Origin of the sequence: Promicromonospora sp. MS192 (assembly GCF_049532985.1) — a bacterium.
Classification (GTDB): domain Bacteria; phylum Actinomycetota; class Actinomycetes; order Actinomycetales; family Cellulomonadaceae; genus Promicromonospora.
The window spans coordinates 4,564,245-4,583,077 of record NZ_CP186693.1 but is presented as its reverse complement, the minus strand read 5'-3'; the positions used below and the strand labels follow the sequence as shown (position 1 = coordinate 4,583,077).

Genomic DNA, 18,833 nt, shown 5'->3' with positions numbered 1-18,833 from the left:
CCCGGCTCACCGGTCGCAGGACGCCGGGGTCGCACCGTCAACCGACGGTGCGACCCCGGCGTCGTCCTGTGGGGGTCGGTACTCGCGGTCGTCCGGCAGTGGCGATCGGCCCGCCGGGTCGAGCCCCCTAGCCCGCGCCCAGCAGCGCGCGGGCTTCGCCCAGCACGTCGGCGAGCCGCTCCAGGTCGGGGTCGTCCTCGGTCGGCTGGATCGCCACGGTGCCGGCCCCGGCGTCGCCGAACCGGCGCACGCCGTCGGCGAAGTCCTGGGCGTCGCCCCAGATCGCGTAGCTCGCGAGGCGCTCGTCGTCGGCGACGTCCTGCCCCCAGGCGGTGAGCTCGGCGCGCAGGCGCGTGACGGCGTCCGGCCCGGTGCCGCCCGACACGAACTGGATCACCGGGAAGTCCTCGGCCTCCCGCCCGGCGGCGGCCCGGCCCTCGGCGACACGTTCCAGCGCGCCCGGCAGGCCCGCCAGGCCCACGGAACCCTCCAGCACCACGCCGTCGCCCACCTCGCCCGCGAGCCGCAGCGACTTCGGTCCCGTCGCGGCGACCGGCACCCCCACGGGCCGGGCGGGCGGCCAGTCGAGCGCGACGTCGTCCAGGGAGACGTACCGGCCCGACGTCGTCACGCGCTCCCCGGCGAGCAGCGAGCGCAGCGCCGTCGAGTACTCGCGCATGAGCGTGAGCGGGGACGCCGCCTTCGCGCCCACCTGGGCCATCCACGACTGCACGCCGTGACCGATGCCGGGGACGAGCCGCCCCGGGAACATCCCGTCGACCGTGGCGACCTCCATGGCGGTGAGCGCGACGTTCCGCAGCGGCGTCGGCATCACGCCGATCCCGACCCGGACCCGGTCGGTGGCAGCGAGGATGGCGGTCGCGGCGGAGATCCCGCCCGTCTGGAAGCAGTCCTCCCAGAGCCAGATCTCCTCGATCCCCGCGGTCTCGACGGCGCGGGCGAGGGGAACGATGCGGGACGGCGGGGTCGAGGGGCGGATGATGCACGCCAGTGTGGTCATGGGGGCCACGCTGTCACGGCGGCAGCCGTCAGATCCAGTCCTTCCGGGCCGCGTACCAGCCCAGCTGGATCCTGGTCGAGACCCCGGCGATACCCATCAGCACCTTGACGCGCCGCTGCACGGTGCGCAGCGACAGGCCGAGCTGGTTGGCCACGGACTGGTCCGTGAGACCGGCGAGCATGAGCGCGAGGATGCGCGCGTCCTGCCGGTCGAGCCCGGACCGTTCGGCACCCTCGCCGGGCAGGGGGAACGGGGTGGCGTCGCGCCACACACCCTCGAACAGCGCGATCAGGGCGTCCAGCAGCCCGGAGGGGTGGATGATCAGCGCGCCCACGAGGTCGGGCGCCATGTCGGTGGTGCCGTCCCCGGCCTCCCGCACCGTCTGGATGGGCACGAACGCGAGCCGGTGGTCGATGATGAAGAGCTTGATCGGCACCCGCTCCGAGAACCGGACGTCCTCGCCCTTCTCGATCGCCTCGGTGACGTCGTCCACGCGCAGCATGCCGGTGTCGAGGAACACCCGGTCCACGACCACGCGGTACCGAACGCCGCGCGCGACGGCCTGGTCCTCGGCGGTGTTCTCGCCGACGGACATCACGAAGACCGGCGGCTTGGTGAACGACTCGACGGTCTCGCGCGCACCGAGCTGGAGCTGCGTGAGCCGTTGCCGCACCGCGTCGGCCCCGCGCACCACGTCCACGACGTCGGTCGCGGGCCGGAGGGCGGACGAGCGCCGGAACTCCGCCTCGAGCTGGATCAGTTCCTCCTGCGCGGCCTGGATCTCGTCCTTGCGCCGGGCCAGCAGCGCGCCGAGCGCGATCTCGGGCGGCGCGGCCTGGAAGCGGGAGTCGTCGGTGCTCTGCCGCGTCGCGAGCCCGTGGCTCTCCAGCGCGCGCAGCACGTCCAGGGCGTCGCCCGGGTCGCAGCCGAGGCGGCGGGCCAGCTCGGCCGCGTCGAGGGACGGCGAGCCCACCAGGTCGTGGTACGCGAGGGCCTGGGACGTGGTCAGGCCGAGCACCTCACCGAGCATGAGTCCTCCCGCCGGACGAGATCCGCAGCGTCGGGCCCGAGGATACGGGATTGCTAACCTCCGGCAGGTGAGCATCGAGGACGTGCGCTTCCCCGGGGTCGACGGCGAGCCCGTCGCCGGCCGCTGGTTCCTGCCGGACGGCGACCCCGTGGGCGTCGTCGCGATCGCACCCGCCATGGCGATGCCGATGCGCTTCTACCGGCACACCGCGGCCTGGCTCGCCGAGCGGGGCCTGGCCGTCCTGACCTTCTCCTACCGCGGGTCCGAGCCGGAGCTGTACGGCCCGCTGCGGGAGTCGGCCGCGACCGCCCTGGACTGGTACCGCGACGCGGAGGGCGCCGCGGGGCACGCCCGCGTCCGGGCGGACGCCGCGGGCGTGCCGCTCACGTGGGTGGGCCACTCGTTCGGCGGCCAGAGCCTGGGCTTCCTGTCCGACGTCGCCGTGGAGCGCTGCGTCATGGTCGCGTCGGGCACCGGCTGGCGGGGCCTGGCGGCGCCGGCGATCCGGACCTGGTCGCCGCTGCTGTGGCGGGTGATCGCCCCGGCCGCGACCGCCGTCGCGGGCTACTACCCGGGCCGCCGGCTCCGGATCCTGGACGACCTGCCCGCCGGCGTCATGCGCCAGTGGGGCCGCTGGTGCCTGCACCGCGACTACCTGTTCAGCGAGCACCCGGAGCTCCGGGAGCGGTTCGCGAAGGTGGGCACGCCGGTCACGGCCCTGTGGACGGCGGACGACGAGCTCATCTCCCCGGAGTCGATCCGCTCCTGGAGCGCCGAGTTCCCGGGCACCGAGATCGAGCTCGTCGAGATGCGCGCTGCCGACCACGGCCTGACCCGCATCGGTCACTCGGGCTTCTTCCGCCCGAAGCGGGCCGTCCTCTGGGAGGAGCTCCTCCTGCCGCGCCTCGCCGTCGGCTGAGCCGTGTTGCCTCTCCCTCGGGAGGGGCGTGGTCCTCTCCCGCTTGGCCGCCGGTCGGAGGTGCCTCGCGGAGGTGCGTTGCTGTGCGTAGACAATGTCTACCCTGGGCAACGCGCCTCCGCGAGGCACCTCCGACCGAGGCCGCGACCGTGCCGCGTCAGAGCGGGGTGACCGTACCCGTGAAGTGCCGGGTGCCCTTGCCGGAGCGCCAGCCGTCGTACACGAAGCCCGCGGCGCCCTCGGCCGCCGGCTCGACGTCGGCCACCGGGCGGATCGCCACGTCGACCGTGCCCGGCAGCAGCACGGGCCGGAAGAACTCGACGGTCCACTCGTAGGCGTCGCCACGCAGCGCCGGGCCGACCTCCGCCAGCGCCCGTGCCGCGCTGTACATCCCGTGCGCGATGGCCCGCGGGAACCCGAACGCCTTGGCACCCAGGGCCGACGTGTGGATCGGGTTCTGGTCGCCCGACACCGCGCCGTAGGCCCGCCCGGTGCCGCCGCCGAGCGTCCAGCGCGCGGTCGGCAGCGGCGGCGTCCACTCGGGCCGTCCCGTCGCGGACGATCCCGTCGCGGACGATCCCGCCCCGGACGATCCCGCCCCGGACGGCCCCTCGTCGGGCGCCGTGAAGCCCTTGGCGAGGTAGGTCGAGACACCCTGGTAGACGAGGTCGCCGCCGGTCAGCACCTCCGCGACCAGGTCGACCTGGACACCCCGGCGGTGACCGCGGGCGTTCTGCGCCCACGCCCGGACCTCGAGCGGTTCGCCCAGGCGTACCGGCCTGAGCACGCGCGCCACGTTCCGGAGGTGGACCATCCCGAGCAGCGGCAGCGGGAAGTCCGGTCGCACCATGACGGCGGTGGCCAGCGGGAAGGCCAGCACGTGCAGGAACCCGGCCGGCAGCACGTCCGACGCCGGTTCGCCCAGCAGCTGCTGGTACGCCGCCAGGTGCGCGGCCTCGCCGGACGTGTCGACGTCGCCGACGCGGTAGCTCACCTCCGGCAGGCGCACCGCGCCCCGGGGGCGCTTCGTCGCCGACCCGGCGACCCCCTTCGCGAACAGCCCGCCCAGCTTCGGCAGCGCTGCCAGCTCCGTCTCGCCGTACGACGCCGGCGCACCGCGCCGTGCCACCGCCCGCCCCTGCTCCGTCACTTGCCCACCATGTGCTGACCGCAGACGCGGAGCGTCTGCCCGTTGATCCCGGCCGCCGGGTCGGACGCCAGGAAGCAGATGGCCTCGGCGATGTCGACCGGCAGGCCGCCCTGGCCGAGCGACGGCATCCGCCGAGCCACGGTGCGGGTGAGGGCGGGTACCTTCGCGGTCATCTCGGTCTCGATCCAGCCGGGTGCCACGGCGTTCGTCGTGCCGCCGACCGCGGCGAGCACCGGGGCACCGGCGGCCGCGTTCGCGATGACGCCGGCCTTCGTGTAGCCGTAGTTGGTCTGTCCCCGGTTGCCGGCGAGCCCGGTGGTCGAGGCGAGGGAGACGATCCGCAGGCCCTCGACGCCCGCGGCGAGCAGACGCTCGTTGATCCGGAGCTGCGCCGTCAGGTTCACGGCGATGACCGGGTCCCACTTGTCGGCCGTCATGTTGGCGAGCAGCTTGTCGCGGGTGATCCCCGCGTTGTGCACCAGGATGTCGAGACCACCGAGCGGCTTGGCCGCGGCCAGGATCTTGTCGGCCGCGTCGTCGGCGGTGATGTCGAGCTGGAGCGCGACCCCGCCGATCTCGTTCGCGACGGCCGCCAGCGACTCGCCGGCAGGCGGCACGTCGATCACCACGACCTTCGCGCCGTCCCGCGCCATGGTCCGGGCGATGGCCGCGCCGATGCCCCGCGCGGCGCCGGTCACGACGGCCACCTTGCCGGCCAGCGGGTGCTCCCAGTCCACGGCGGTGCTGTCGGTCGTGCCCGACGGCCCGACCGGCAGGAGCTGGCCGTCCACGTACGCCGACTTCGCGGACAGGAAGAAGCGCAGCGTGGCCTCGGCGGAGGCCGAGTCCACGGCCGCGTCGTGGGTGAGCTGGATCCCGTTGGACGTCGACCCGCCCCGCAGCTCCTTGCCGAGCGAGCGCACCAGACCCTCGACCCCGCCCCGGGTCGCGGCCAGGACCGGGGCGTCGCCGTCCCCGACGGCGCGGGAGATCGTCACGACCCGGCCGTTGCCCGCCAGGCGGCGCAGCGTGCCGGCGACGGTCAGCACGGGCGCCGAGACCGCGGCGGGCGTCTCGGCACCGGTCAGCACCAGCACCACGGCGCCGAACCGCTCGCCGTCGGCGGTCTCGGGGCTGCGGCGCACGTCGAGGTCCCAGCCGGACAGGGTCTTGGCGACGGCGTCGGCGTCGGCGGCCGAGGCGTCGTCGGCCACGACCAGGACCGGGCCCACGGTCAGCGGGGCGCCGGGGCGGTAGCGGCGGAGGATGGCGGGCTGGGGGAGGCCCAGCTTCTTGAAGACGGGCTTGAGCGTCCCGTTGGCCAGGTTGAGATAGCTGTCGGTCACGGTGTCCTCTTCGATTGCGGTGGCGGCGGGGCGGGCGGACGGCCCGGACTAGGCGGACTCGATGACGGCCACGGCACCCAGGCCGCCGGCCGCGCAGATCGAGATCAGCGCACGTGCGGGCTTCCCGGTCTCCGCGGCCTTCGCCGAGACCAGCTTCGCGGCCGTCGCGATGATGCGGCCGCCGGTCGCGGCGAACGGGTGGCCCGCGGCGAGCGAGGAGCCGTTGACGTTGAGCTTGCTGCGGTCGACCTTGCCGAACGCGCCGGGAAGGCCCAGCTCGGTGCGGCAGTACTCCTCGTCCTCCCACGCGGCGAGCGTGGTCAGCACGGTGGAGGCGAACGCCTCGTGGATCTCGAAGAAGTCGAAGTCCTCGAGCGTCAGCCCGTTCCGGGCCAGGAGGCGCGGCACCGCGGCGGCGGGGGCCATGAGCAGACCCTCGTGACCGTGCACGAAGTCGACGGCCGCCGTCTCCGCGTCCACGAACTTCGCCAGGATCGGCAGCTCGCGCTCCTGCGCCCACTCGCGCGAGGCGAAGAGCACGGCGGAGGCACCGTCGGTCAGCGGCGTGGAGTTGCCTGCCGTCATGGTGGCCTCGGCGTCGAGCGAGGTGCCGAACACGGGCTTGAGCTTGGCGAGCTTCTCGGGCGAGGTGTCGGCGCGCAGGTTGTCGTCGCGGGTCAGGCCCTTGAACGGCGTGACCAGGTCGTCGAAGAAGCCGGACTCCCAGGCGCGCGCCAGGTTCCGGTGCGAGTTGTAGGCGATCTCGTCCTGCGCCTCGCGGGTGATGCCCCACTTCGCGGTGGTGATGGCCTGGTGCTCGCCCATCGACAGGTGCGTGCGGGGCTCGCCGGTGCTGGGGGTCGCGGGGGCGAGGTCCTTGGGGCGGATCTGGAGCAGCGCGCGGATCTTGGCGCCGGTCGTCTTGGCGTGGTTGGCGTCCAGGAGCGCGGCGCGGAGACGGTCGCTCACGACGATCGGCGCGTCCGACACCGTGTCGGTGCCGCCCGCGACGCCCGACTCGATCTGGCCCAGCTTGATCTTGTTGGTGACCGCGATGGCGGCCTCCAGACCGGTGGCGCAGGCCTGCTGCACGTCGTAGGCCGGCGTGGTGGGCGCCAGGGAGGAGCCCAGCACCGACTCGCGGATCAGGTTGAAGTTCTTGCTGTGCTTGAGCACGGCGCCGCCGGCGACCTCGCCCAGGCGCTCGCCCTGCAGGCCGAACCGGGCCACGAGGCCCTCCAGCGCCGCGGTGAACATGTCCTGGTTGCTGGTCCGGACGTACTTCTTGCCGGCACGGGAGAACGGGATGCGGTTGCCGCCGATGATCACGGCCTCACGCGTGGACGGGACGGGGGAGGGGGTAGTGGACACGTCGCTGTTCCTCTTCGCTTGGTCGTCGGGCGAGTGGCTTCGTCGGTTCGAGCCTGGCCGAGGCCGGGGCGGGCCGCGACCCGGTTCGCACGGGGTGGTGCCCAGGACTCACAGTACCTGATACTCTCAGTCTCGTGAGACGAATCACAAGACCTCTAGCGAGTCACGGTGAGGAGGCGGACCGATGAGCATCGGAGTCGACGGTCGTTCGACCCGCTGGGACGACCACCGCACGGCCCGCAGGGCCGAGCTCGTCCGGGCGGCGCGCAAGGCCGTGCACCGCCTGGGTCCCGCGGTCTCGATGGACGAGATCGCAGCCGCGGCGGGCACGTCCAAGTCCATCGTCTACCGGTACTTCGACGACAAGGCGGGCCTGCGGCTCGCCGTCGCCGAGACCGTCGTGATGCAGATGCACGACGCGCTGCGTGCCGCCGCACAGGGCGCCGACAGCCCCGAGATGGCGCTGCGCGAGATGGTACGGGTCTACCTCGAGATGATCGAGAGCTCGCCCAACGTCTACTGGTTCGTCACGCGCACGGCCATCGGCGGCAACGAGCCGGCCCCGGTCGAGAGCGGCCGCCGCGGCCGCCGCGCTCCCGCCGCCGACGTCGCGGACGCCGCCGTCCCGACCACTGCCGTGGACCTGCACCCGCTGGGCGCCTACCTCGACTCGGTGATCGAGCTCGTCGCGGAGCCGTTCGCCCGCGCCACCGACGTCACTCCTGCCGACGCCGCCGCCTGGGCCGCCGGCGCCGTCGGCTTCGTCCGAGGCTCCGGCGAGTGGTGGCTCGGCCACCGCAACGTCGAGGCCAGCCCGCTGAGCCGCGAGGAGCTCACGGAGCGCGTGACGCTCTGGCTCTGGACCGGCCCCGTGGGCGTGCTGCACCACGACCGGCCCGGCTCCGCGTCCCTGCGGTCGTGACCTGACCCTGACCCGATCCACCCTCCCGAGAACCAGAACCTGGCCTGAGGCCGAACACCGAGGAGAACCGATGACGACCACCTCCGAGCCCGTGACCACCCCCGCGGCGACCGAGGCCGCGGCGCCCAGGCCCGCGACACCGCGTCCGGCGTCGGCCCCGCGCGTGGACGTGCCCGCCCTGCAGCAGATGCTGCTGGGCCGCTGGCCCGAGGAGCGCGCGGAGGCGCGGCGCCTCGTGGCCGAGCACCCCGAGCTCTGGAAGAAGGAGGGGATCACCAAGGAGGAGCACCGGGAGATCGCCCTGGCCCAGATGAAGGCGATGGTGCCGTTCGGTCAGGTGCTCCGGGCGTTCCCGGAGCGGCTCGGCGGGCGGGGCCAGGCCGGGGCGAACCTGGTGGGCTTCGAGGAGCTGGTCGCCGCCGACCCGTCGCTGCAGATCAAGGCGGGCGTGCAGTGGGGCCTCTTCGGCGCCGCGATCCTGCACCTCGGCACCGAGGAGCAGCAGGACCGGCTGCTCCCCGGAGCGATGGACCTGAGCGTGCCGGGCGCGTTCGCGATGACCGAGACGGGCCACGGGTCCGACGTCGCCTCCATCGGCACCACGGCGACGTACGACCCGGAGACCGAGGAGTTCGTGCTCAACACCCCGTTCCGCGGGGCGTGGAAGCAGTACCTCGGCAACGCGGCCAAGCACGGCGTGGCCGCGACCGTCTTCGCCCAGCTGATCACGGGCGGCGTGGACCACGGCGTGCACTGCTTCTACGTGCCGATCCGCGACCCGCAGACCATGGAGTTCCTGCCCGGCGTGGGCGGTGAGGACGACGGGCAGAAGGGCGGCCTGAACGGCATCGACAACGGCAAGCTGCACTTCACGAACGTGCGCGTGCCGCGCCGGGACCTGCTCGCCCGCTACGGCCAGGTGGCCGCCGACGGCACCTACACCTCCTCGATCGACAGCCCGGGCCGCCGCTTCTTCACCATGCTCGGCGCCCTCGTGCAGGGCCGCGTGTCGCTCGACGGCGCATCGATCAGCGCCGCCAAGATCGGCCTCGCGATCGCCACGAAGTACGCCGAGCAGCGGCGCCAGTTCTCGCCGTCCGCCGGGGCCGACGAGCTGACGCTGCTCGACTACGCGACACACCGCCGTCGCCTCTTCCCGCGGATCGCCGAGGCCTACGCGATGCACTTCGCGCACGACGAGCTGCTCGACCTCTTCGACGACGTGTTCTCGGGCCGCGAGGACACCCCCGCCAAGCGCGAGGACCTCGAGACGACGGCGGCCGCGCTCAAGGCCACCTCCACCTGGTACTCCCTCGACACGCTCCAGGAGTGCCGCGAGGCCTGCGGCGGCGCCGGCTTCCTCTCCGAGAACCGCTTCACGGGCCTGCGTGCCGACCTCGACATCTACGCCACGTTCGAGGGCGACAACCACGTGCTCCTGCAGCTCGCGGCGAAGCGGCTCGTGGGCGACTACGGCAAGCGGATGGCGAAGGCCGCCAGGACCCCCGGGGGCATGGCGGGCATCGTGGCCGGGCAGGCCAAGGACGCGGTGCTGCACAAGCTCCCGCTCAAGCGGCTCGGCCAGTCGGTGGCCGACGGCGGCGCCGCCCGGTCCGCGGGCCGGCTGCTGGACCCGGAGGTGCAGCGCGGGCTGATCGCCGGGCGCTTCGAGGGCATGGTCGCGGCCACGGCGATGGGCATGCGCCCGGCGCTCAAGGCCGACTCGATCACGGCGCAGGAGATTTTCGACGACAACCAGGTGCGCCTTCTCGGCTCGGCCTCGGCCTGGGCCGAGCTCGTGCGCTGGGACGCGTTCACGAAGGCCATCGGCACGGTGTCCGACGCCGGTACCCGCGCGGTGCTCACGCTGCTGCGCGACATCTACGGGCTCACCGTGATCGAGCGGCACCTCGACTGGCACCTCACCAACGGCCGCATCTCCACCGGGCGCGCCAAGGCGGTCACGTCGACTATCGACCGCCTGCTCAAGCAGCTCCGCCCGCACGTGCTCGACGTCGTCGACGCCTGGGGGTTCACGCAGGAGCACCTCCGCGCCCCGATCGCCGACGGCTCCGAGAAGGAGCGTCAGGACGAGGCGCGCACGTACTACCGCGAGCTGCGCGCGAGCGGCACGGCGCCGGTCAGCGAGAAGGAGCTGCGCAAGCGCCAGGCCCAGGCCTGACGCCTGCGGCGGTCACGCGGCGTCGGGTACTGCCGCCACGACGGGGGCGGGGAGCTGCTGCACGGGAGCCTCGACGGGCTCGGCGGCGGCCTCCTCGTCCTCGTCGTCGTTCTCGGCCGGTCGCGCGAGCGGCCCGCCGAGGGTGACCTGGGCGCGCAGCACCGGCACCGGTTCAGGAGCTGCCCGGGCCACGACGAACGTGCCCGCCAGTCCGAGGAGGACGGCGAGCACGGCGAGCGGTACGAGCTGGTATGCGAGGGTGAGGCCGAGCAGTGCGCCGCAACCCACGGCGACGATCGATCCCATCACGAGTACACGGGTCATCAGGAGCCTCCCTGCCAAGGTGTCTCCGAGGAGCATTGCCTGACCCCAGGGGGATGCCGTCGATCACCGGGTGCCCGCTCGCGCCGTCGCGACGTCTGGGGACGCACGATGCACGGACCGGCTCCGGCTGAGCTGGGGCTCATCAGATTGTGTGTGGCGAGCCTGCCTCGCCGTCACTTCCAGTAAGCCCCAAGGAAACCGGCCTCGCACCTCGAGGCGCCCATGCCCCGGGTCACGACTCGGTCACGGATCGTCCCGCCGGACCGGGTTGCAGTGCGCGGTGGCGGTGAGGATCAGGCCGACGTCGGGCCGCCACGGCTCGAGGTTCCACGTGGGCTTGTCGATCGCGCCGACCGCGTGGCACACCAGCTGGTTGTCCATCGTGGCGCTGTCCGCCTCCGGCTCCGCCGCGACGAGCTGCGTCCGGATCAGGTCCAGGCCCGCCTCGCCCGCGCGCCGGGCCCAGTCCGCCGGGTCGACGGCGAGCGACCGGCCGCCCTCGTTCTCGCCCCAGGTCGCGCTCTCGATCGCACGGTCGCCGGCCGTGACCGTGTACCGCACGGGTCCTGCGGAGCCACCCTCGGCGGCGCCGGTCCCCTGGCCGGGCCGGAGCCGGTCGTCGACCTCCAGGCGGGCGTGGGTGGCGTCGGCGTCCGTCACCTCGATGCGTGGGGCGGTGGACCCGGCGTCCGGCGGCGGAGCGGGCGGGCCGAGCGCCGCGACGGGTGTGCCGTCGCCGTCGAGCACGGTGACGCTGCCGTCGGAGTCGACGTCCAGCGCTCCGGCGGAGGCCAGTGTCAGGTCCGCCGTGTCGCCGGGCGCGAGGTCGAGGGTGACGGTCCGCGGCCCGTCACCCTCGACGACGGCGGCCCGCGGTGCCCTGAGCTCGAGCGTGGCGCCGCCCGTGGTGAGCGTGCTGACGGGGCGCTCCGGTGCGTCGCCGGCCGCCTCGGCCGGTCCGGGTGCCGGTGGCTCGTGGGACGCTGCGGTCGTCGGCTCGTCCTCGAAGCGCTGCGCCGCCCGGTCGACCAGCTCGCAGCCGCTGAGCAGGAGGACCAGCGTCAGTGCGGCGCAGGCGGCGAGCGGCCGGGCTGCGGTTCTGCGGGCTGGTCGGATCGGCACGGACCCATTGTGCGGCAGGGGTGCCGGGGCGCACCCGGTGCGGCGGGCGAGGCCGTGTGCGGGTCCGGTGTGCGGCCGGTGCGGGAGCCCGCACGGACTTCGCCCGTGCCTGGTGTGCCGGGTGGCGCGGTCGAACGCCACCCCCTATGGTTAGAACATGCGTTCGAACAAGGTGCTGGTGACTCGGGGTCCGGCCGACGTGCCGGACCGTTCTGCGCGCGGTGCGGTGGCGTCGCGCGAGTCGGGGTTCGCGAACCTCACGGAGGCGGTCGACGCGGTGGCGGCGGTCGACGCGCTGCTGGCCTCGCTCGCCGCCTCGCGCGCCGTGCTCATGGAGTCGGTCCGTGAGTGGGTGGCCGAACGGCCTGAGCAGTTCGAGGCTCCCGCGGCCGAGGCGGACGACGTCGCCGGCCTGGCCCCCGAGCTCGTCGAGCAGCTAGCCCGGGCGCTGCGGGTACCGGAGGGCTCGGCGGTCGCACTGATCGAGGAGTCCCGTGCGCTGGTGCACGAGCACCCGCGCACCCTGGCCGCCCTGCGCGGCGGGCACATCAGCCATGCCCACGCGCAGACGATCCTCGGCTACACGGACGGGCTGCGCCGGGCCAACCGGGTGGCACTGGAGACGCGCCTGCTCAAGCACGCCCGCACCACCACACCGGGAGAACTGAGCCTGGTCGCGCACACCGAGCGGGAACGGCGGCTCCGGCCGGACGTGCGGCCGGAACCGCGGGTCGTCGCGTCGGCGCGGTCCCGGCGTCAGCGGGTCAGCGCTTCCCCCACAGGTCGTCCCACGCGGTGAACGGGTCGGCGGGCGGGGCCTGCTGCGGGCTGCCGCCCGCGGCGACCGCCGGTGCCTGGGCGCCCCAGCCGGGATTCGCCCAGCCCGGGTCCGCCCAGCCGGTACCGCCCGGGCCGGCGTCGGCCGGGTGACCGGCCGGCAGGTGCTGCTCCGGCAGCCGGTCGTCCGACCATCCGGCGTCCGCCCAGCCCGCGTCGGTTCCGGGGGCGCCCCAGACGGCCGTGGTGTCGTCGGGGTAGGCGGGGCCGGTCGTGCCCGGTGCGGGTTCGGGCGCGGACCAGCCTTGTCCCGCGTAGTGGGTGGCGCTCTGCGTCCCGCCCGCGTCCGCCCCGTACGGGTCCGGCGGCACCTCGTGCGCGCTGTAGTCGTACTGCTCGGGCGCGGCGGGCACCGGGCTGCTGTCCGCCCAGTGCCCTGCCGGCGTGGCCTGTCCTGGCCAGGCGAGGGGATCCGAGGCGGGCCGGCCGGGTGGGTCCAGGGGCTGCGCCTGTGCCGCGTAGGGCCGGGCGCCTGTAGTGCCCGGGCCGCGGCCCGGCGCACCCGGCGACGAGGCCGGGTGCCCGCCCGTGCCGTGCCTCGGCGTGGCCACCGCGGCGAAGGTCGTGGTGGCCAGGTACTGCTCGAACGGCACGTCGAACGTCTCGTCACGGGACCACGCCGAGTCCCACGCGGCGGCCACCTGGGGTGCCGCGCCGCGTCGTCCGTCGTCCGGCATCGGGGGAAGGTTGATCTCGCCCGACCCGTGCAGCACCTGGTCGTGCATCTGGCCCACCCAGTTGACCGCGAGCTCGAAGCGCATCGTGCCGAGGCCGTTCACGCCCAGCTCGCCACCCAGCGCGGGGTGCGGGTTGAAGGTGTAGACGTCCTCCTCGCCGAGGTGGATGCCACGGCTCCGGGCGTCCCGGACCAGGTCGTCCATCAGATAGGTCGCGCGGCCCTCGGGCGATTCGAGCTCGGCGTACATGGTGACTGCGGAGGTCCAGCGGAGCTCGAGCGTGCCCTCGACCGTGTCCAGGAACCACCATCCGTCCAGCGACTCGAGGAAGATGTCGCCGAAACAGGTCGCGAAGCGTGGAGTCTGCTCGCGAAGCCCCAGCCACCGCCATGAGGCGAGCCCGAACTCGAAGGCAACCTTCGGAAAAGTTCGGAGCAGCTTCATGTCCGAATGAAACCACTACCGGGTAAACGCCGGGAACCCCCCGGTGACATCTTTGTTACGCGGTTTCTCAATAGTGGCGGGCGCCCCTGCCCGGCCTCGCCGGAGGGTGAACCTGACACGGGAAATCCCGTGCGGTGCCACCGGCCGCACCGCGATGATGGCCGGATGGAGCAGGTGGAGGTCGTCGTCGCCCATCGCGACTGCGCGACGCTGCGCGTGGGTGACGTCTTCCTGAAGGTGGACGGCGACCAGGCGCGCAGCGACATCGAGGTGGAGGCGATGGCGAGGGCGCCGGTGCCGACCCCGGAGGTCCTGTGGCGGACCCCGCCGGCGCTCGCGCTCGCCGCGGTGCCGGGCGCGGCGCTGGGTCGTCTCGGCAGCCCGTCCACCGCGTCGTCGGCGGCGTGGGCCGCGGCGGGGGCCATGGTCCGCAGGCTGCACGACGCGCCCGTGCCGCCCTGGCCCGGCAAGGGCCTCGGGGACATCGCGGCCCGGCTCGACGAGGAGTGCGAGTGGCTCGTGGGCAGCGGCACGCTCCCCGCCGACCTGGTCGCGCGCAACCGCGAGGTGGCCGAGGCGGCGCTCCGGCCGTGGACGCCGGTGTTCGCGCACGGCGACCTGCAGCTCAGCCACGTCTTCGTCGAGGACGACGAGGTCACCGGGGTGATCGACTGGACCGAGGCGGGGCCGGGCGACGCCCTGTTCGACCTCGCCGTCCTGACGCTCGGGCAGGAGGACCGCCTGGACGACGTCGTCGCGGGCTACGGTGCCGACGTCGACCTCGACGTGATCCGCGGGTGGTGGTCGCTGCGCAGCCTGGTGGCGATCCGCTGGCTCGTCGAGCACGGGTTCGACCCCGGCGCGCCGGGCTGCGAGATCGACGTGCTGCGCGCCCGGATGTGAGCCCGGACGTGGGTCCGGGCCCGGCCGCCGCTCCGCAACGGCTCCGCTACGTGCCCGATCCGTAGCGCGGCGAACCCGGCCGGCGCAGCAGGCCGGACGTGATCGCGACACCGAGCAGCAGGAGCAGCCCGCCCCCGGCCTCTGCCGCGTTCGGCACCTCGCCGAACGCGATCCACGCCGCCGTCATGCCCACCACCGGGACGAGCATCGTGAACGGTGCCACCGCGCTCGCCCGGTACCGCGCCAGCAGGGTGTTCCACACGCCGTACCCCACGAGGCTGGCGAGCCACGCCGTGTACAGCGTGGACAGCACGGCGGTCCAGGTGGGGTGCGTCAGGGCGTGGCCGACGGCGGCCGGCCCGTCGAGCAGCACCGCCAGGGCGAGCATCGGCACGGGGACCACGAGCCCCGACCACACCGTCATGGACAGGCCCGCGAGCGGTCCCTGCCGGGCGCCCGTGGTCTGGTCGACCGACCCGAGCCGGCGCACGATCACGTTGCCGGTCGCCCAGGACGCCGCGGCCGCGAGCGTGAGCAGGAACGCGACCGCCGGTGTCGCCGCCGACCGGCCGAGGCCGACGACGACGAGGCCCACCGCGCCGAGCACGACCCCGACGAGCTGCGGCGTCGTCGGGCGCTCGCGGAGCGCGACGCTCGCGAAGAGGACCGTGAGGACGACCTGGGCCTGGAGCACGAGCGAGGCCAGCCCGGGCGGCATGTCGAGCCAGATCGCCGTGTACATGAGCGCGAACTGGCCGAGGCTGAGGAACAGGCCGACCACGAGGACGTCCTTCATCGCGGCCGCGGGCCGGGGGACCAGGAAGATCGCCGGCACCAGCACCACGACGAATCGAACGGCGACGAACAGGGCGGGCGGCACGTCGTCGACGCCGAGGTCGATCGCCAGGAAGTTGGTGCCCCAGATCACCATGACGAGCACGGCGAGGAGCGAGTGGCGCAGGGGCATGCCGTCATGGTCGGCCCGGGTGACCCCGCCCGTCCATCGCGTATCACTGCCCGAGTCTTCAGCCGGCCTGAACGGTGGGCGGTGCCCCTGACTACGTACTTTCCCGATCTTGTTCCACCGAGCGGGTGAAAAGTAGCGTCGCCGCACAGATGCCAGACACGTTCGCGAAGGAGCGTCCGATGCGCAGCACGAGACACCGCACCATCCGCACGACCGTCACGGCCACCGCGGCCGTGACGCTCGTCCTGTCCGCCTCCCTGGTCGCGTCCGCGGCGGCACCCCAGGCGCGGGACGGCGGGGCCGGCGCGGCTGCTGCTCCGGCCGAGGCGGCTGCCCTGACCTGGTCGGACGAGTTCGACGGCGCTGCCGGCAGCGCGCCGAACAGCGCCAACTGGAACTTCGAGACCGGGGGCGGCGGCTGGGGCAACAACGAGCTTCAGGTCTACACCGACTCCCGCGACAACTCGGCCCTGGACGGCAACGGCAACCTGGTGATCACGGCCCGGCAGGACGGCAACGGGGGTTACACGTCCGCGCGCCTGACCACCAAGGGCAAGGTCCAGCCGCAGTACGGTCGCCTGGAGGCGCGCATCAAGATCCCGCGCGGGCAGGGCATCTGGCCGGCGTTCTGGATGCTCGGCGGCCAGTTCCCGAACACGGGGTGGCCCGATGCGGGCGAGATCGACATCATGGAGAACGTCGGCTACGAGCCGCACCTGGTGCACGGCACGCTGCACGGCCCCGGGTACTCGGGCGGCAACGGGATCACCGGGCAGTACATGCACCCGCAGGGCTGGTCGTTCGCCGACGACTTCCACACCTTCGCGATCGACTGGCAGCCCGGCTCGATCACCTGGTCCGTCGACGGCGTCGCCTACCAGACGTTCACCACGGCGAACACCGGCGGCAACCCGTGGGTGTACGACCAGCCGTTCTTCTTCATCCTGAACGTCGCCGTCGGCGGCAACTGGCCGGGCTACCCGGACGGCACCACGCAGTTCCCCCAGAGCATGGTGGTCGACTACGTGCGCGTGTACGACTCACAGCTCTGACAGCTCGTCGGAGCGCGTCAGCGGGCGGTCCCGTCGTCACCGGACGGCAGGGCCGCTCCGCCGCGCGACCCGTCGTAGACTGGGGCGGGCGCTCCGGCGCCCGGAAACCTACCCCGCACGCAGAGGTTTACTCCATGACCGCGCCCGCGTCCCAGGCACCCTCCCGCCCGCAGCTCGACACCGTCGAGGTCGCAGCGGCCACCCCCGACGAGGTGCAGCCGTACGGAGAGCTCGGACTCAAGAAGGACGAGTACCAGCGCATCAAGGACATCCTGGGCCGCCGCCCCACCGCGGCCGAGCTCGCGATGTACTCCGTGATGTGGAGCGAGCACTGCTCGTACAAGTCGTCGAAGGTGCACCTGCGCAAGTTCGGCGAGCGCGTCACCGACGAGATGAAGGAGCACCTCCTCGTCGGCATCGGCGAGAACGCCGGCGTCGTCGACATCGGCGACGGCTGGGCCGTCACCTTCAAGGTCGAGTCGCACAACCACCCGTCGTTCGTCGAGCCCTACCAGGGCGCCGCGACCGGCGTGGGCGGCATCGTCCGCGACATCATCTCGATGGGCGCGCGCCCCGTGGCGGTCATGGACCAGCTCCGGTTCGGCGACGTGAACCACCCCGACACGGCGCGCGTCGTGCACGGCGTGGTCTCCGGCGTCGGCGGCTACGGCAACTCCCTGGGCCTGCCGAACATCGGCGGCGAGCTCGTCTTCGACGGCTCCTACCAGGGCAACCCGCTCGTCAACGCGCTCTGCCTCGGTGTGCTGCGGCACGAGGACATCCACCTCGCCAACGCCTCCGGCCTCGGCAACAAGGTGGTCCTGTTCGGCGCCCGCACGGGCGGCGACGGCATCGGCGGTGCCTCGATCCTCGCGTCCGAGACCTTCGAGGACGGCGTCCCCGCCAAGCGCCCGTCCGTCCAGGTGGGCGACCCCTTCATGGAGAAGGTGCTCATCGAGTGCTGCCTGGAGCTGTTCTCGGCCAAGGTCGTCGAGGGCATCCAGGACCTCGGCGCCGCGGGCATCTCCTGCGCCACCTCGGAGCTCGCCTCCAACGGTGACGGCGGCATGCACGTCGACCTCGACGACGTCCTGCTGCGCGACCCCACGCTGAACGCCGGCGAGATCCTCATGTCGGAGTCGCAGGAGCGCATGATGGCCGTCGTCCGACCCGACCAGCTCGACGCGTTCCTCGCGATCACCGCGAAGTGGGAGGTCGAGACCGCCGTCATCGGCGAGGTCAACGACTCCGGCCGGCTCACCATCGACCACCACGGCCAGCGGATCGTCGACGTCGACCCGAAGACCGTGGCCCACGAGGGCCCCGTCTACGAGCGGCCCTACGCCCGTCCGGCGTGGCAGGACGGGCTGGCGGCCGACACCACGGTCGCCGCGGGCCTGGCCCGCCCCGCGTCCGGCGAGGAGCTGCGCGAGACCGCGCTGACGCTCCTGGCCTCCCCGAACCTCGCCTCCAAGGCGTGGGTCACCGACCAGTACGACCGCTTCGTCCAGGGCAACACCGCCCTCGCCCAGCCCGACGACGGCGGCGTCGTCCGCGTCGACGAGACCACGGGCCTCGGTGTCGCGCTCGCGACCGACGCGAACGGCCGCTACGGCAAGCTCGACCCGCGCACGGGCGCCGCGCTGGCGCTCGCGGAGGCGTACCGCAACGTCGCCACGTCCGGTGCCACCCCGCTCGCGGTGACGGACTGCCTGAACTTCGGCTCGCCCGAGCACCCGGACTCGATGTGGCAGCTCGTCGAGGCGATCGAGGGTCTGGCCGACGCCTGCCAGGAGCTCGGCGTGCCGGTCACGGGCGGCAACGTGTCGCTCTACAACGGCACCGGCGAGCCGGGGCAGATCGACTCGTCGATCCACCCGACCCCCGTGGTGGGCGTGCTCGGCGTGATCGACGACGTGCGCACCGCGCTGGCCTCCGGCTGGCAGTCCGAGGGGCTGTCGCTCCTCCTGCTGGGTACCACGCGGGACGAGCTCGACGGCTCGGCGTGGGCCGACGTCGTGCACTCGCACCTCGGCGGCGTGCCGCCGCGGGTGGACCTGGCGGCCGAGAAGGCCCTGGCCGGAGTGCTCGTCGAGGCTCGGCGGTCCGGTCTCGCGGCCGCCGCGCACGACCTGTCCGAGGGCGGCCTGATCCAGGCCCTGCTGGAGGCGTCGCTGCGCTTCGGCGTCGGCGCGACGGTGGCGCTCGAGGGCGTCACGGGCCGCGACAAGGTGGACCCGTTCGTGGCGCTGTTCTCGGAGACGACCGGGCGCGTGGTCGTCGCCGTGGACCCGGAGCACGAGGGCGAGCTCACGCACCTCGCCGAGGACGCCGGCGTACCGGTGCTGCGCCTCGGTACCACGGGCGGCGACGCCGTGGTGGTCGAGGGCCACTTCGACCTCCCGCTCGACGAGGCCCGCGAGGCCCACGAGGGCACCCTGCCCCGCATCTTCGCCTGACCCGCGAACCCGCCGACGGAGAACGGTGGCGAGACAGGACCGAGCGTTCTGTCTCGCCACCGTCCTGTCCCGCCACGGTTCTCCGTCGGCAGGCCGGGGGTACCGGT

Annotated in this window: 16 protein-coding genes; 7 read left to right on the top strand and 9 right to left on the bottom strand. The window is 73.5% G+C overall.

The window, feature by feature from the left end; translation table 11 throughout:
• Nucleotides 1-127: 127 nt before the first annotated feature.
• Both ACO229_RS20480 and ACO229_RS20475 read right to left on the bottom strand, forming a co-directional pair.
• Complete coding sequence (locus ACO229_RS20480; RefSeq protein ID WP_423462616.1) at nucleotides 128-1,021, bottom strand: LLM class flavin-dependent oxidoreductase; 894 nt, start codon at nucleotides 1,019-1,021, stop codon at nucleotides 128-130.
• A 28-nt stretch (nucleotides 1,022-1,049) separates the two neighbouring features.
• A complete protein-coding gene (locus tag ACO229_RS20475) occupies nucleotides 1,050-2,051 on the bottom strand; it encodes a helix-turn-helix domain-containing protein (protein WP_423462615.1) in 1,002 nt (333 codons plus the stop codon).
• Between the two features lie 67 nt (nucleotides 2,052-2,118).
• Between ACO229_RS20475 and ACO229_RS20470 the strand changes: the two genes are divergently transcribed.
• A complete protein-coding gene (locus ACO229_RS20470; protein ID WP_423462614.1) occupies nucleotides 2,119-2,970 on the top strand; it encodes a hypothetical protein in 852 nt (283 codons plus the stop codon).
• 157 nt (nucleotides 2,971-3,127) lie between these two features.
• On the opposite strand, the gene ACO229_RS20465 is transcribed toward ACO229_RS20470, so the two are convergent.
• From ACO229_RS20465 to ACO229_RS20455, 3 genes are read right to left on the bottom strand one after another with little or no spacing between them, the layout of a single operon-like run.
• Entirely contained in the window at nucleotides 3,128-4,120 is a 993-nt protein-coding gene (locus ACO229_RS20465) for a MaoC family dehydratase (protein WP_423462613.1), read from the bottom strand.
• Complete coding sequence (locus ACO229_RS20460) at nucleotides 4,117-5,466, bottom strand: 3-oxoacyl-ACP reductase (protein WP_423462612.1); 1,350 nt, start codon at nucleotides 5,464-5,466, stop codon at nucleotides 4,117-4,119. The genes ACO229_RS20465 and ACO229_RS20460 overlap by 4 nt, the downstream gene beginning before the upstream one ends.
• A 48-nt stretch (nucleotides 5,467-5,514) precedes the next feature.
• On the bottom strand, nucleotides 5,515-6,837 hold the full coding sequence (locus tag ACO229_RS20455; RefSeq protein WP_423462611.1) for an acetyl-CoA C-acetyltransferase: 1,323 nt from the start codon (nucleotides 6,835-6,837) through the stop codon (nucleotides 5,515-5,517).
• A gap of 184 nt (nucleotides 6,838-7,021) precedes the next feature.
• On the opposite strand from ACO229_RS20455, the gene ACO229_RS20450 reads away from it, so the two are divergent.
• Both ACO229_RS20450 and ACO229_RS20445 read left to right on the top strand, forming a co-directional pair.
• Complete coding sequence (locus ACO229_RS20450; RefSeq protein ID WP_397416516.1) at nucleotides 7,022-7,759, top strand: TetR/AcrR family transcriptional regulator; 738 nt, start codon at nucleotides 7,022-7,024, stop codon at nucleotides 7,757-7,759.
• Nucleotides 7,760-7,829: 70 nt separating this feature from the next.
• Entirely contained in the window at nucleotides 7,830-9,941 is a 2,112-nt protein-coding gene (locus ACO229_RS20445; RefSeq protein WP_423462610.1) for an acyl-CoA dehydrogenase, read from the top strand.
• Nucleotides 9,942-9,953: 12 nt separating this feature from the next.
• On the opposite strand, the gene ACO229_RS20440 is transcribed toward ACO229_RS20445, so the two are convergent.
• The gene (locus tag ACO229_RS20440) at nucleotides 9,954-10,265 is read right to left on the bottom strand and encodes a hypothetical protein (RefSeq protein ID WP_397416520.1); all 312 of its coding nucleotides are present in this window, start codon (nucleotides 10,263-10,265) and stop codon (nucleotides 9,954-9,956) included.
• Nucleotides 10,266-10,508: 243 nt separating this feature from the next.
• The gene (locus tag ACO229_RS20435) at nucleotides 10,509-11,387 is read right to left on the bottom strand and encodes a DUF2599 domain-containing protein (RefSeq protein WP_423462609.1); all 879 of its coding nucleotides are present in this window, start codon (nucleotides 11,385-11,387) and stop codon (nucleotides 10,509-10,511) included.
• A gap of 157 nt (nucleotides 11,388-11,544) precedes the next feature.
• On the opposite strand from ACO229_RS20435, the gene ACO229_RS20430 reads away from it, so the two are divergent.
• A complete protein-coding gene (locus tag ACO229_RS20430) occupies nucleotides 11,545-12,186 on the top strand; it encodes a DUF222 domain-containing protein (RefSeq protein ID WP_423462608.1) in 642 nt (213 codons plus the stop codon).
• Here ACO229_RS20430 and ACO229_RS20425 read toward each other — a convergent pair.
• Complete coding sequence (locus ACO229_RS20425; RefSeq protein WP_423462607.1) at nucleotides 12,152-13,345, bottom strand: T6SS immunity protein Tdi1 domain-containing protein; 1,194 nt, start codon at nucleotides 13,343-13,345, stop codon at nucleotides 12,152-12,154. The genes ACO229_RS20430 and ACO229_RS20425 overlap by 35 nt on opposite strands.
• 165 nt (nucleotides 13,346-13,510) lie before the next feature.
• Here ACO229_RS20425 and ACO229_RS20420 point away from each other — a divergent pair, with 165 nt between their 5' ends.
• Nucleotides 13,511-14,248: a phosphotransferase family protein gene (locus ACO229_RS20420; protein WP_423462606.1), complete on the top strand. Its 738-nt coding sequence runs from the start codon at nucleotides 13,511-13,513 to the stop codon at nucleotides 14,246-14,248.
• A gap of 46 nt (nucleotides 14,249-14,294) precedes the next feature.
• Here ACO229_RS20420 and ACO229_RS20415 read toward each other — a convergent pair whose 3' ends face one another.
• A complete protein-coding gene (locus tag ACO229_RS20415; RefSeq protein ID WP_423462605.1) occupies nucleotides 14,295-15,215 on the bottom strand; it encodes an EamA family transporter in 921 nt (306 codons plus the stop codon).
• 179 nt (nucleotides 15,216-15,394) lie between these two features.
• On the opposite strand from ACO229_RS20415, the gene ACO229_RS20410 reads away from it, so the two are divergent.
• Together ACO229_RS20410 and purL are read left to right on the top strand one after the other, a co-directional pair.
• Complete coding sequence (locus tag ACO229_RS20410) at nucleotides 15,395-16,267, top strand: family 16 glycosylhydrolase (RefSeq protein ID WP_397429456.1); 873 nt, start codon at nucleotides 15,395-15,397, stop codon at nucleotides 16,265-16,267.
• A 134-nt stretch (nucleotides 16,268-16,401) separates the two neighbouring features.
• Nucleotides 16,402-18,726, top strand: a complete 2,325-nt coding sequence (gene purL, locus ACO229_RS20405) for a phosphoribosylformylglycinamidine synthase subunit PurL (protein WP_397416533.1) — start codon at nucleotides 16,402-16,404, stop codon at nucleotides 18,724-18,726.
• Nucleotides 18,727-18,833: the final 107 nt, after the last annotated feature.